11 protein-coding genes are annotated in these 14795 nt (G+C 48.2%); all 11 read right to left on the bottom strand.

The genetic code is table 11. The features are described 5' to 3' along the window. Window positions 1–30 precede the first annotated feature (30 nt). Window positions 31–921, bottom strand: coding sequence for a carbohydrate ABC transporter permease (locus SY83_RS13320; RefSeq protein ID WP_068607244.1), 891 nt, complete (start codon window positions 919–921; stop codon window positions 31–33). A 16-nt stretch (window positions 922–937) separates the two neighbouring features. Next, window positions 938–1897 carry an ABC transporter permease gene (locus tag SY83_RS13315; RefSeq protein ID WP_231891249.1) on the bottom strand — a complete coding sequence of 320 codons (960 nt, stop codon included), beginning with the start codon at window positions 1895–1897 and terminating at the stop codon, window positions 938–940. Window positions 1898–2056: 159 nt separating this feature from the next. After that, window positions 2057–4324 (bottom strand): helix-turn-helix domain-containing protein, encoded by a 2268-nt coding sequence (locus SY83_RS13310; RefSeq protein WP_068607242.1) that lies wholly within the window; start codon window positions 4322–4324, stop codon window positions 2057–2059. Window positions 4325–4366: 42 nt separating this feature from the next. After that, window positions 4367–5971, bottom strand: a complete 1605-nt coding sequence (locus SY83_RS13305) for a sulfatase family protein (RefSeq protein WP_082882759.1) — start codon at window positions 5969–5971, stop codon at window positions 4367–4369. A gap of 182 nt (window positions 5972–6153) precedes the next feature. Continuing rightward, entirely contained in the window at window positions 6154–6654 is a 501-nt protein-coding gene (locus tag SY83_RS13300; protein ID WP_068607239.1) for a response regulator, read from the bottom strand. 28 nt (window positions 6655–6682) lie between these two features. Next, window positions 6683–7129: a hypothetical protein gene (locus SY83_RS13295; RefSeq protein ID WP_068607238.1), complete on the bottom strand. Its 447-nt coding sequence runs from the start codon at window positions 7127–7129 to the stop codon at window positions 6683–6685. Between the two features lie 417 nt (window positions 7130–7546). Further along, window positions 7547–8560 carry a glycoside hydrolase family protein gene (locus SY83_RS13290; protein ID WP_068607236.1) on the bottom strand — a complete coding sequence of 338 codons (1014 nt, stop codon included), beginning with the start codon at window positions 8558–8560 and terminating at the stop codon, window positions 7547–7549. A 24-nt stretch (window positions 8561–8584) separates the two neighbouring features. Continuing rightward, complete coding sequence (locus SY83_RS13285) at window positions 8585–11125, bottom strand: carbohydrate binding domain-containing protein (RefSeq protein WP_068607234.1); 2541 nt, start codon at window positions 11123–11125, stop codon at window positions 8585–8587. Between the two features lie 98 nt (window positions 11126–11223). Continuing rightward, complete coding sequence (locus SY83_RS13280; RefSeq protein ID WP_197479853.1) at window positions 11224–12831, bottom strand: DUF3502 domain-containing protein; 1608 nt, start codon at window positions 12829–12831, stop codon at window positions 11224–11226. A 64-nt stretch (window positions 12832–12895) separates the two neighbouring features. Then, window positions 12896–13795: a carbohydrate ABC transporter permease gene (locus SY83_RS13275; protein WP_068607231.1), complete on the bottom strand. Its 900-nt coding sequence runs from the start codon at window positions 13793–13795 to the stop codon at window positions 12896–12898. After that, window positions 13782–14708 carry an ABC transporter permease gene (locus SY83_RS13270; protein WP_068607229.1) on the bottom strand — a complete coding sequence of 309 codons (927 nt, stop codon included), beginning with the start codon at window positions 14706–14708 and terminating at the stop codon, window positions 13782–13784. Before SY83_RS13270 ends, SY83_RS13275 begins: the two co-directional genes overlap by 14 nt. Window positions 14709–14795: the final 87 nt, after the last annotated feature.

Here is a 14795-nt window from a genome sequence, read left to right as displayed (position 1 = left end):
CTGTTTATTATATGAAGGCTCACCAACGGATTAACCTTTGATGGAACCGATCATTACCCCTTTGACAAAATAACGCTGCAAAAACGGATATAAGACAAGCATGGGCAAGCTTGCGATAATGACCACACCGTATTTCATCTGTTCAGCAGCATTTTGCTGCTCCAGCACATCCAAACCCGCATCCGTGCCTAGCGACTGCTGGTTTTGAATCAGAAGTTCTCGAAGTACGATTTGAAGCGGCTGTTTCGTCACATCCTTGATATATAGCAAAGCTTGGAAATAGGCATTCCACTCCGCGACTGCGCTGAACAAAGCAACGACGGCGACAATCGGAAGCGACAAAGGCATCGCGATGCGGAAAAAGAAGATCCAATTCGTACCCCCGTCCATCTGCGAAGCTTCAAGCAGTTCATCCGGTATCGTCGACTGAAAGAAGGTACGGACGATGATCAAATGATAAACACTTATGGCGCCGGGCAATACGATTGCCCAGATCGAATCCAATAAGCCCAGTTCACGAACCAGCAGATAGCTTGGGATCATGCCGCCTTGGAAGAATATCGTGAAGACGAACAGCATCATGAGGATTTGTCGACCGGGCATATCTTTCCGCGAAAGGGCATAGCCGGCAGATATCGTTAAGGCAAGTTTGATAGACGTGCCGACAATCACATATAAAGTGGAATTCGCATACCCTTGCCAAATCCGCTGGCTCAAAAAAATTTTACGGTAACCCTCCAAAGTAAAGCCATCCGGAAGCCAATAGGTCGCCCCCAGGTTAACGCTGTCAGGATGGCTTACTGACGAGATCAAGATGAAATAGAGGGGATATAAGACTATCAAGAGCAGCAGGGCAAAAAAGAATATGTTGCAAAGGTCAAATAGCCGGTCTGCTAAGCTCTGGTTACGAGCGTTGTTCATAACGGTGTGCTCCTCCTTACCATAACGTTGTCTGTTTGAGTTTTTTGAGAATCCCGTTCATGACCACAAGAATAAGAAAGTTCACAGCGTTGTTAAATAACCCAACCGCGGACGAATAACTGAACTGGGCACCCAACAACCCGCTTTTATACACATAGGTTTGTATGATCTCCGAAGCGGGTGCGTTCTGCGGATTCTGCATCAAGTAGGCTTTCTCGAACCCGACCGTCATAAAGGAACCGAAGGCCAACAGCAGCATGATGATGACAGTGGGCATAATACCCGGCAAATCGATATGACGAATGCGGTCCAGCTTATTCGCACCGTCCATGATCGCGGCTTCATGCAGTTCCGGATGTATGGCCGTTAATGCGGCCAAGTAAATAATGGTCCCCCACCCTGCGTTTTGCCAAACGCCCGACCACACAAAAATAGAGGAGAACCAACCGGGTTCCGCCATAAAATGGACGCTTGGCAACCCTGCAGAACCAAGGAAATGGTTCACAAGGCCGCTGCGCGGATTTAAGAAGAGCGAAAGCATGCCAACCAGAACGACCGTTGAGATGAAATGCGGCCAGTATAGAATCGTTTGCACGACGCTTTTATAAGGGCCAACCAAATGATTCATCAACAAGGCCAAGACGATGGGGATCGGGAACAAAATAAGCTCGTATACCGACAAATAAAGCGTATTTGTTAATGTAGTCACGAAGGAAGCCGACTGAAAAAACCGTTCAAATTGATCAAAACCGACCCATGGACTCGCCCAAATCCCTTTGGTTGCACTGTATTGCTTGAACGCAATCTGCAGCCCATACAGGGGAGCGTACTGAAACACAATCAAATAGATGACAGCCGGTAATACGAGTACATACAGCTGCCAATTTCGCAACATTAGCTTCCATGTACGGCTTTCAAGCCTGCCGGTTTTCTTATTCGAAGAAAGTCGCGTTTGTTCCAAAACTGCTCTTTTCACTTCTAAGTGTCCTCCTTAGCACTAACATTTAAAACTAATCCGATATGTTTTGTCAGAATTGACTATAGCAATTTAAGTCACAGATGGTCAATATGCTGATCAGAACAGACGATAAAAAAGCCAAAAACCCGCTTACAGAGCGGGTTTTTGGCTTTGGCACTATTGGATCCTGCTTGGATTCGCACATTGGTTTTTCCTATAATCACCGGGCGTCAGTCCATTTTCTTGCCGGAACTTGCGGATGAAGCTGGAGTCGTCGCTGTATCCTACGACTTCCACGATGTCGTGCACGGACATGTCCGTTGTCGCCAACAGGGATTTCGCCTTGTTCATGCGAAGCTCGTTAACATATTGAAAAATGGTTGTGCCGCTCGCTTCCTTAAATGCGCGCCGAAGCGAGGCTTCCGAGCTGGATAAATCCTCTGCCAGCATCGAAACGGTGAACTGATGGTTAAAGGCATGCTCGTTCAAATACGCCAGTATTCGGTTGTATAGCTCGTGCTTTACATCTTCCCCCGTTCGGTCTTCAAGAGTTGCGAGTTGCGAATAAGCTTCGGCACATACTTTTTGTACCATAATCATTAGATCCTCGAAGCTTTCCAACTGTGTTAATAAGGCCACATAGGGAATAGATGGACTTTGGGCTTGTACGTTAGGTAGTGATGAAACCACCTTGGTAACCGTATGAATCAATTCATAACACCAATAAGTCGCTAGGTACAGCGTTGAGCTGCGAGCGGCAATCAACTGTACCAACTCCTCCGTTAGCCTAGCTGCTTCGTCTGTGTAACCTCGTGTCAGCAGTTCACGTATCCTGGCAAACTGTTCGCTTGGATCCCAACCGTTGTCTCCGGGCTGTTCGACGGGTGTATTCTGGAACAATATAACATTGTTCTTGCCTAGAACGGCCGAGTACTGCAAGGCGGACACCGCTTCAATGTAAGATTTGCCTAGTCCATCAAGCGTTGTACACGCTCCGCCAATGCCGATCGTTAGCTGTTCGCCAGTCTCTTCAACCAATTGGCGATGCATCGTCCTCCACCGTTCCGCTGTCATGGGGTCATCCGGTTCATAGGAGACAATCCAGATGGCCCTTTCACCGGTAGTCAATTGAATGTGGAAAGATTCTAGGGCCTCCGGCAGGTAATCAGAAGGGTTCAGAGATGAGAGCTGTTCGATTAGATTGCCTCTTCGAACCTGTTCAATCAACACCACTTGATAGGTGTTACGCGTTAACACGAGTCCGATCTCCGCTCCTGAACGATTAAACAAATCTATGCTGTCGAATCCGCCCCGCAGCAGCTCCGCGAGCTGCTGTTGCTGTCTGGCTCCGATTGCGGTTTGGGACTGCGCCTCCCATGCCTTGTACGCTTCCTCTGCTTTATCCATGGCTGCGTGCAGCTTCTCCAAACCGATGGCCTGACCCAGCTTATTCCCCCAGCGGGCTTCAGTCAACCTGATAAGCCTTTTGATCGGGTTATAATTCAGGCGCATCACGGCATAAATCAGAATCGCTCCCGCAAAAGCGATGCATCCTAAAGCTACTAGCGCACGGTTCCGAAATTGGACAGCCGAACGCATCAACTCCTCGTCCGAAATAACAGTGACGAAGGTCAAGCCGGACTTGTTCGAGCGGAGCGACGATACATGATACGTATCGCTTCCGTTCATTACTGTCGCCCCCCCTTCTCCCGGGAGCTTAGTCACCTTCTCTAGATAGGTTGGTTTTGAATACAGCTGAGGCTGTGATTGCGTTAAGATAGCACCACTGCTATCGAGGATGAAGGAACTGCGGCTTGACATCGGCGAGGCGGGGGTGATTAGACGCTTCAATTTGTACTCCTGCATGACAAACATGACCACCCCTTGAGGTTGCTCTGCATTCAAAGGAATAGGCACCATATAGACAATAGCCTTAGGATCGACAGCTTGCCTGGTTTTTTGGATGGCCGTTTTAATAACCGGACCCCGCAGCGCCTGAAGTTTCTCCGCTACTTCGTCCGCGTTCCAACCGTCAATCTGGAACACTTCATTATTGAAGATGACAGGTAAATAGGTGCTTTTATTGGAAAGCAACAATTCACTGTTTTTTCGATAGACGATCAATTCATCAATATATTCATTCGCAGCGGAGTAATCCAGTTGCCCCAACAGTTTCCCTAATTCGGCGGTTGTCCTTGGATCAGCCTCCATGAGTTGAGAAGACCGGGAGATAAGCGCAGCAATACTCAAGAATTCGTTGAGATTGTTGTCCATTTGTTCGCTTATTTTCGATAGAATGGTCCGATTCGCTTCAGTCGATTGCTCTTTCAGAATACCGATGAAGTGAACATAGACAATCTGTCCCATAAGTAACACAGGGAGCAATAACACGAGCAAGTAGGAGAGCAGATATTTATTCCATAAGGACAGCTTCCATTTGGCCATCCAATTATTCGCCCTTTCTTAACAAAATAAAATAAAAGACATTTAAGTAATGGTAATGACAACTCGAGCCTCTTCGCTGTCGCAAAAGCCGATTCTTACCGAACGAGCGCGCACTAGCGTCTTCCCTCGCTCCAACTGAATCGGACCGTTATAGATCTTCCACCTCGGGATGTCTCCATCTTCCATTGTATAGGCAATGCTCGCACCCTGCGTAGCGGTATGCAGCAGCAATTTCGTAAGTTCGCTATACTCGACATGAGCGTCTGTAATCGGAATGATGCCGGCATGCTGTGCGTTGATCGGCACCAGTATCGGTTTCACAGCGGTTGGCTTCACGCCTTCCGGACATCTCAATCGCACCATCAACTCTTCATCCATATCGCCCAAATCACCATAACGGCTTCGCCAACCATCCATCGCTTCTCGAAGGCGGGACAATTGGACAGCATGGGCTTGTTCACCTGCCAAGTTATTTATTTCATGCGGGTCTGCCTCGCAATCGTACAACTCCTCGGTCGGCCGACACGGTTGCAGCAGCAATTTCATCGGTGGCGTCAAAGCCCCTGTGTCTTCCAGCCGTTGAAGCTCCTGCAGCACCGGATGCTGATGGCTGTAAGGAATCCAGAGCAAGTATGGGAGCTCAGGGTAATAGTTGCGAATATATTTGTAGCGCCGATCCCTGACGGCTCTGACCATATCATAGGATTCATCAAAGCGATCCCTTGCTGCGAAGACGTATTCACGGTCGGCCAAGTCCGTTTCCAAGAAAGGCACACCTTGCATATGGGCAGGAATTTCAAGTCCAGCCATGCTCAAAACGGTCGGAGCCAGATCGACGAGGCTCACAAGCCGATCCGTCGACTGACCTGCAGGAATTTGCCCTGGCCAACTCACGATCATCGGAACCCTTATGCCTGCATCGTAAAGCCAGCGTTTCGCCCTTGGCAAACCTTCGCCATGGTCACTCCAGAGGAAAACAATGGTCTGTTCCGTTAACCCGTCTTCCTCCAGTTCTTCCAATAGGCGACCAACCGCCTGATCTGCCACCATGAGATTGTCGTAATGGCGGGCTAGCGCTTGTCTCGACTTGGGCGTATCCGGCAAATATGGTGGCATGGCGATACGATCCGGATCTGTATTCAACGGATTCTCGTCTTTCCACATGCCGCTTTCATGCGTTATTATCGGGTTGAATACGGCAAAAAACGGCTGATCTTTATCACGATTACGCCAATGCGCACTATGACTGCAATCGTCCCATGCGGTTAGCGGGGGAGCGAACTGGTAATCTGTTTTTGCGTTATTTGAGCAATAATATCCAGCTCTTCTTAAGTATTCAGTAAACGTTTTGACATATGGAGGCAGAATCGCCTCGTAGGGCGTCGGAAGCTCCGGCGTATAAGGATTTGTGTGAGCCGTTCGCATATGATGCGTCCCGATTGAGGTAGGATACATACCAGTAATGATGGCGGATCTGCTTGGCGCGCATACCCCCGCTACCGAGTAAGCATTGCGGTACATCGTTCCACCATCTGCCAGGCGATCAATATTCGGTGTGCAGGCAATCGGGTCCCCGTAGCAACCGAATCGTGGGCTTGTATCCTCCAGGGATATCCATAGTATATTGGGCTGTCGTTCCTTACGCATATGTGGGTTTGCCGTCATGTGTTAGCACCTTCCTTTATTTAACTATTAATCTAGCATAGAAGTCTGGATACATCCAGTAGTGAGATCATGTGAACCCTTACATTTTATCAACCTGGAATCGGAATCTGGACTTGTCAAATTAAATCATACAATCGTCAATGAGGAATAACGATAAATTTTTACTATGAATTCACTCGTAAAAACATCGCTTGTCGCTCCTGCCTAGGTAAGATGGCATTTCCAAAAAAAACAAAAACCCTTACCAGCAAAGCAGCAAGGACTTCCTTCGTATGCGGTCGGAGGGGTTTGATTACTGTCGTGCATCCTGCTGCAAGAGCCCATGAAAGGAATTCGACGTCATCGACATGCTTAAGCACATAGCTGCACGCACCCATCTGTAGTGCCGATTGAGCATAATGAAAGTCCTCGTATCCGCTGACAAAGATAACCTTCAAAGAAGGATTCATCTCGAGGGCTGCCCGGGCTAATTCAATACCTGACATCCGAGGCATATTTACATCCGTAACCAGAATATCCACTGACCGGTTCTTCATATGATCCAAGGCGGAAAACCCGCTGTTCACTGCTCCGTCTACAGACATTTGATAGGATTCCCACGGAACTAGTCTCTTTAAGCCTTCCAGATCTAATCGCTCGTCATCGGCCAGTAATACATGATACATTCCGAGCTCTCCTTCCAGATTAAGATCATTATTTAAGCAGTTCCAAATTCTTATGCCATGCCTCCGTTTTGAATTTCAAGACTCTCTCCAAGCCGACCTTCTCCATATTGTCCAACCCTTGATCCAATAGACTATCCAGTTGTGCTTTATCCTTGGCGAATAACGATTTGGCGAAAGTTTGCGCATAGATGTCTTTGACAGACTGGGCTGCAATACCTTCGGGCAGCTCTGCCGAAGGATCCAAATTCAGAAATTCGGTTACATTTTTGGACGTTTTCCAGAATACATTGGTTTGGGCAACAGTGGACCATTTACGCTTCGGTTCGGGTAAATTCATTTCATTTTTCATTTTCGCCGTATCAATGAATGTCGCGTTACCTGCGAAATTGAAATACTGGAGCTTGAATTTAACCTTTTCTGTATCCGGCATCTCCGTCCAGTTCTCTGTGAATTTAGGATACCCGTCTGCATTCACTTGATCCCAGAAAACACCCTGCGGTCCCCACCATACGACGCGTCGGCCTTCAGGCCTCCTACTTTAGATATCTTCTTAGCTATGGAATTTAACCTTTCAGCGAACCGACCACGGGACGAATTTTTTCGCTCTGTATAGCCACAAACTTTTGCCAGTGCTTATCTTCATCAAAGAAGATTCAATGGAGGATGTCCTGTTCATAAAACAAATGTAGCAAATAAACAAAAAAGAATGAACCATTATTGGAAATGAAGCGTCTAGCGGCAATGTTATTCTCCAGGGGAATCCTTAGCATATAAATGATGTTCGCGCACATTAATTCAATACACACAAAAAAAGCCCTTAGTAGCCCGCCTCGCCAGAACGGCGAGGCGGGGCTACTAAGGGCTTCTCAACATATTTACGGAAATACTTTGCTTATATTCGGATATCCTTTAATCGAATAAACCCAATACTTGCATAATACCCGTCGAACACATCATCCGTACCCGCAGACCAGATTCCGGGAATGTCATAGAAATTACGATTATAAGCGGTGAACAGTAGCGTATATTCACCTTCGCCTTCCTCGATTAAGCCAAGAGGTGTGCGGCTCAGTCCCCACCATTTGCCGGGGTGGCCGTCCAGATCAATTACGATAGGCTCAGACCAGTTTAGACCATCCTCACTGACCATGTAACCAAACTTCTGCAGATGTCCGCACCCGTCGAAGAAAGCGACATAGGTTCCGTCTTGCAGCTTAGTGACAACCGGATTCTCCGTATGCCGGCTTACCGGTGCCTCATATGAGATTCGTTCCCAGGGTCCGCTAAGCGCCGGAGCCGCCGCAAGTCCATTGACTTCGATGGAGCTGCCATACCACGCCTTCCAGCCATCATCAGTCATATAAGGGAAGAACGAGTCTACCCCCATCAATCCTTCCCAGTCTGCTGATTCTGCCCCGGGTTTCATAATAATGTCCAGTTCCTTATAAGGTCCGCCCATTCCATCCTTGCCCAGCGTCTCTGAGGCGGCCAGCGCAATGCGCCCGTCATAATTTCGGTACCAGGCTTCCTTGGTATTCGGCTTGGACCGATAACAGACATACGTCAGTACCCATCGGTTCTGCGTCTCCTCCCATATCGGCATTGGTGACCACAAGCAGGCATGTGTGTCGCTGCCTGTGAAGTCTCCGCTGGATTCCAGCAACGTGCCGACCCGCTCCCAGTGCAGCAAATCACGGCTTCGCCAATAGGCCAGCCTGGTCTTTGTCCAGATGGGGAGACCTGCCATCTCTGTCGTAAACAGATGATAAGTTCCGCTGATTTTAAGCGCAAACCCTCCTTCGAAACCGAACATATTACCCTCTGTACCCGGACTTCCTTCCGTAACGATAGGCGCTTGATGAACATAACTTACATCGAATAACGGCTCTGCGAGCTTAGCTTTCATGCACGGACTCCTTTATTTCCCGTATTATCTGAACTCATGGGCTCCAATATCATATGACGTATTAAATGGAGTTCCATTTTGATAAATATCGATCTTCCCTACGTCGAAACCATACAAGGACGCAAGATTCAAGCCTTTGTCCTTCGCGGCTGAGGTTGAGCCAATCTTGAAGTTGTTAATGGATCCGCTCCCAGTCGGGTTAGCCAACTGCGGGTTGCCAGTTGTTGACGTGTCCGCTCCCGAACTCGTCTCATAGCCCAGAGCACTTCTCCAAGATGACATGCTGGTGTAAACCGTGTCACTGCCGTACCGGTTGATGATTTTGAACGAACCTCCGTTTGTATAATACAAGTTCCCTTTGATTTCTCCCGTACTGCTTGAAGATACGCTGGTTGCCAGCAAAATACTGCCATTATAGGCATTCAGAATGTTGTTATAAATCTTGAAGTTATTAGTGCCGAGAATATTCGTTGAATTCGGATCCCAGTTATAATGCGCTCCTTGTATCGTAATGGCCGGCGACCCGTTCTCGGTTGTGATGGTGTTGTTATAGATGGTGTGGTTTTCTCCCTTGCCGTTAATCGCAATTCCGCCGTACAACTCGCCCCACAGGCCGCCGCCGTACTTCATGTAGGTGTCATGGATTGTGTTATAGCGGGTAACCGTATTCCTTGCGACAAAATCTTCCCCATAGCCGATATCCAGAAGCACCCCGGCACCATCACAATTATAAATATAGTTATACTGAATCAGTGCGTTACTGGAAGCGCCTGGATTAATGCCGTCCCCGTCTGCTCCGCTTGTGTAAATGTCATGAACCGTATTGAACTGATAGACGCTGTTGCTGCCGCCCCAGTGCCATAATCCCTCTTTAGCTCTGCCGTCGTAAGCGGTATTGCGTTCCACCATAAGCATATAAGCTTTACCGCCGTAGAACAGTCCCCAGCAACTTTCGTCATTCGGATTCACACTGTCATAAATCGTGTTGCCTCCGGCATAGACATGGCTGACGGTGTCCGAGTTTACACCAATGGCATAACCATTCCCATCCCTGTCGGCGCCGGTTGAAGTTAATTCCTGCGAAGTGATGCCATATTCAAAGACTGTATGCACGTTATTATTGATAAAATTAGCCGCCTCGAGTTTACGGTGATACGTGGATGTGTCCAGCAGCGTTCTCTGCATAATGCCCGTTCTGAAATGAGTCACTGTCGTATTATAGACATGGAGAAGTTTCAGCTTCCTTGCACTGCTGTTGTTGTTAACATCAATCCCCTTTCCCGTATTCGTAAGCCGATTACCCCCGTCCAATATCACATTGCGTATCGAATATCCGTACGTATTGGTAAGCTTAATGCCCGAACCATTCCCAGCAGAGATGGTGGCCATGCCCGTTCCATAGGAAGCAACGGTGATCGGACTTGCAATCGTACCCAAATCACTCCCGTCAAACTGAACATTCCCGTTATGCGTTTGCCCGCCTTTGAACAGGATGGTGGAACCCGGCGCAAACACCGTGCTGTTCACCTTGGCAATCGACTTCCATGGCGTAGACGGAGACGTCCCGTTATTGTTGTCATTGGGCGCTGCTGTATCGATATAATACGTCGGTCCGCTGTTTTCTTTCAGAATCAAATCGTCAAAATAAGCGTAACCGTTGTTCCCTTCATTATTCTTCACTTCTACCATAAGACGTACCGTATTCGGAGGTACGACAATTGTTGCGGAGTTCTGCGTATATTCAAGCCAGTTATAAAAGGGGATGATGGCTTCTTCCAGCTTCACATAGCTGCTGTTCCAAGCCGATATAACCATGTAACCGACGGCGCCCTGCTTGCTCACTTTTCCCCAGCCGCTTGCGGTATAGGTCTTGCCGACTGTAAAGCCGGTAGTAATATCTTGATATCGGTCCCCGATCGCTTCACCGACTCGCATACTGTAGCTTCCGGAATTCGCGTTATTGGCAACGGCGCCCGCGTTGTTCCACAGCGTCCAGCTCGCGTCTCCAGACTCAAAACTCGGATTCTGAATCAGATTAGCAGCCGGCAATATTAGAATAAGTTCATCCGCATACAGGATGTTGCCCCCTGTGTTATTCCCGTTCCAGATGCCGATCTCAGCGGAAGTTGAGCTTGAACCTGTTGTGAAATTCAGTGTATAAACGGTGTGAGCGGTCGATGTGAATTCAGCCACTTGGTCGCTGCCGCCATAATTCTTTACATACAGTCCGCCTGTGCTTCCGCCTGAAGTCTCCTTCTTGCCGTACACTTTTACGGTGTACGCCGTGTTCGGGCTTAACCCTTCCACCGTCTGATAGATTCCGCTGCCGGCATCTATTCTCGCTGCATAACTGCCTTTATAAGCATTCGAGCTGTTATTATATTGGATCGCGCCCCAAGACAGATAACCCGTCGCATCCCCGGTTTCAAACCCCGGGTTTTTCGATAACACAACTCCTTGCTCGCTTGCGGCTTCAGCCACCTGTACAGGCATCCATCCCGTTGGAACCGCCAAAGCCATGAGCACAGCAATCCTTACCGCTTTAGCCCATTTGTAAAGAAACATCAGTTCGCCTCCTGGTCCTATAATTTAAAGAAAACGGAGGTCATCAAAACAGCAATCGTTTCAAATGACCTCGTACCTTTACCATATTCTCAACTTTATTATCTGCTGGCGATAAACGCGTCCGCTTGGGTCTGCATCGCTTTTTGTATTTTTTCAATGCCTGCGCTTTTCAGTTCACTTTGCAGCTTCTGCAGCTCACTATCAATATTTTTGGGTTTACCGCTTGAGAGAATATAGCCGCGAGTCTGAATCATGTTGTTGATCGCGGACAATTCATTCTTCACATCGGTGTCCACAAAGTTCATCGCGCTTAACACCGGCGAGATCGCCTTGCCTTCATTGCGCCACTTCTGATCATAATCCATACGGATCCATGCACCTTTACCCGGGCGAAGCATTAAATCTTTGTTCTGCCAACCCCACGGACAGTTGCTTGAATTTGCAAATTTGTCGCCGTCAGGACCCTTGATATAAACACCGTTATCTTCAGTGTAGTGTTTGCCTTCAATACCAACCTGCGTCAGTGTTTGGTAAGCCTTGTCTGTAATCAGGAGATTGTATGCCATCAACAGACGTTCCCAATTCTTGGAGCCCGCGTGGATCGCAAAGCCGGAACCGTTACCCGGGCCGACCGCTTTGACCGCATCCGGCCAAAGATCAATCGTCTCCGCTTTCCACTCCGGATGATCAGAGTCCGCTTCGTTCTGGCGTCCGTTAACAACCGCGAGTCCTCCCGGAACAGCTGCTGTTTTGCCCGCTTTCCATGTGTCTTGAGCGCGGGTTTTATTCGTAAGCACGCTTTTCGGAATGGCTCCGGCATCCGCAAGCTTCTTCGCTCTCTCCAGCGCTGTTCTGTAAGCAGGGTCATCCAGCACATTAACAATCTTTGGCTGCTCTTCGCCCAGCTTGTAAGCGAGGTAAGGCATGCCGGTATTCACCGGCATCATATTATTAGGCACATAGTAAGCGAGATTCATGTAATCCTGGAACATGTCCTGCCCGCTCGCGTTGAACGCTACAAGCGTTTTCTCATTCTTCGCTACGGTCATAAGGTAATTATCGAAGTCATCGATCGTCTTCACTTCCGATAAGCCGTATTTCTCGCGCAGATCGCCGCGAATGGTTACCATTGTGCTGTCTGCCCATACGTCAAATGCAGGAAGCATGTAGCTTTTTCCGTTGATCTTCGTTTCACTAAGCGCAGTTGGATATTTCTCCTGCAGAATCTTGTAGTAGTCGGGTGCGTACGTTTGGAGCATCTCTTCGGTAATTTCCATGAAGCCGCCTTTGGTTACTTGCTCGGCATATCCAGTCCAGCTGCCTGTATAAATGCCGTCAAAGTCTTCTCCGGCAGCAAACACAAGATTATATTTGCTCTGCCAGTCAGCCCACGGAATATATTTCACATCCAATGTAGCGTTAAGATCGGATTTCAGTTTCTTATTGACTTCATCATAGACGATACCCGCATCCGCTTGAGCGTCACCAAGCAGGTAAATGCTGAGCTTCTTCTCTTCCGTTGTATCGAGCGGATTTGGCTCTTTGGCTGTTTCCGTGTTTGTATTTACCGCGTTTCCGGTATTGACGCTTGCGTTTGAAGCGTTATTGGCCGCATCTTTCGATTCCTTGTTCCCGCCGCTGCAGCCTGACAGAATAACAACGGTCACCATCAGAAGCGCTAGACATAAGCTGTGCAATTTAAACATCGACTTCACTTTTTTCAGCTCCCCTTCTCAATATCGTATCTATGATAATCCGCAATCTGCGGGGTTACCCTTTAACAGCACCGATGGTCAGACCTTTAACAAAATATTTCTGCAGGAAAGGATACAGGAGCAGAATCGGACCGGTTGCGACAACCGTCATGGCCAGCTTCAACGTCTCGGTCGGAATGACAGCCTGCGTGCCTGCCACCGTCCCCGCCGTGCTCTGCAATGCCTGAGCCATCGTCAGCACGCGGTACAGCGTAAACTGCAGCGTGAAGTAGTTCTCATTTTGCATGAAAATAAAGCTCAGGAACCAATCGTTCCAATAGTTAAGCGCGATGAACAAACCAATAGTGGCTAGTACGGGTTTGGACAGCGGCAGGATCAGCTTAAGGAAGATCAGGAAGTCTCCCGCTCCGTCGATCTTCGCGGATTCCGTAATGGCATCCGGTATTCGGCTCATGAAGCTCTTCATAATAATGATGTTGAACACGTTCAGCAGCATCGGCAGCACCAGACCGGCAAAGTTGTCATTCAGATGAAAGTACTGTACACAAAGGATATACCAAGGAACAATGCCCCCGTTAAACAAGGTGGTGAAGAAGAAGAAGAAGGCGAATCCGTTCCTCCACTCGAAATCTCTCCTTGATAATACATAGGCCGTCATAGCGGTCAGAAACAGCCCGAGCAGCGTGCCGGACAACGTGACAAGCACCGTCACCCTGTAGGATTTGAGCAGAAGTCCCGAGTTCAAGAAGATCGCATCATATGCATCCAGGCTGAAGTCTCTCGGCCATAAGCTGTATCCGTACTGCAAGATCGCTTCCTCATTAGACAGCGAGCCTGAGATGATAACGATGAACGGCAACAGGCAGGCTATCGAGAGCAAGGTAATGACGGTGTATGACACTCCCCGAAATATCGTTTCGTCGGCAGTGCGCCGGATTTGTTTAGTAGAGGGCATTTTCTTTATCCACTCTCCTTATGACCGAATTTACAGTTACGATGAGAACGAAGCACAAAGTCGATTGCAGCAGTCCCGCCGCGGACGACATGCCGAATTCCCGTGTTTTCAGCAGGGATCTTGTCACAAACGTATCGATCACATCCGTGTGACCGAATACCATGGCGTTGTCGCCGACAATCTGGAAGAACATATTGAAATCGCCCCTGAATACGTTTCCGAGCGCAAGCAAAATGAGCACCACAACAGTCGGAATGAGCGAAGGCAGTGTTATGAATCGAATACGCTGCAGCACATTAGCCCCGTCGATTTGCGCCGCCTCGTACAATCCCTGATCAATTCCGGATATGGCGGCCAGATAGATGATGGAGAAATAGCCGATGTTTTTCCACAAGTAAGACGAGATGATGATGGAAACCCATGCCGGCGGCTGGTCGTAGATGTTAACAGGCTCGATATGTAAGGTTTTCAACAGGCTGTTCAAGAGTCCGAACTCATAGTTGAAAATACTATAGATGAAAGCGCCTACAACTACCCATGAAATAAAGTAAGGGATGAACAACAAAGACTGTGCCGTTTTCTTAAACAGGCGGCTCGTCAATTCCGCAAGCATGATCGCGACCCCGATAGCCAAGCCGTTACCTAATATAATAAAAACAAGATTATACAAAGCGGTGTTCCGAATAATCGCTCCCAAATTACCGGAAAGAAATAAAAACCTGAAATTCTCGAAACCAACCCAGGGACTTCCCCAAATGCCGTCCGTGTAATTCAACTTTTTGAAAGCGATTACGATTCCCAGCATTGGAAGATAACTGAACATCACGAAGAACAATATGCCGGGCAATAACATAAGAAGCATGACACGGTACTTGATTACTTTTCTAGCCGTTTGACTTAATGCGTTAATCATGGCGAACCTCCATTCGATCCTGCTCCCGCTGTGTTGATCTCATCGTAACAGAAGCCTGGAATGGGCGAAGCAAGAAATATTTATGAT

The organism is Paenibacillus swuensis, assembly GCF_001644605.1.
Lineage (GTDB): Bacteria > Bacillota > Bacilli > Paenibacillales > DY6 > Paenibacillus_N > Paenibacillus_N swuensis.
Note: the sequence above shows the minus strand (reverse complement) of the source record. Positions and strands in the feature narration are given on the sequence as shown.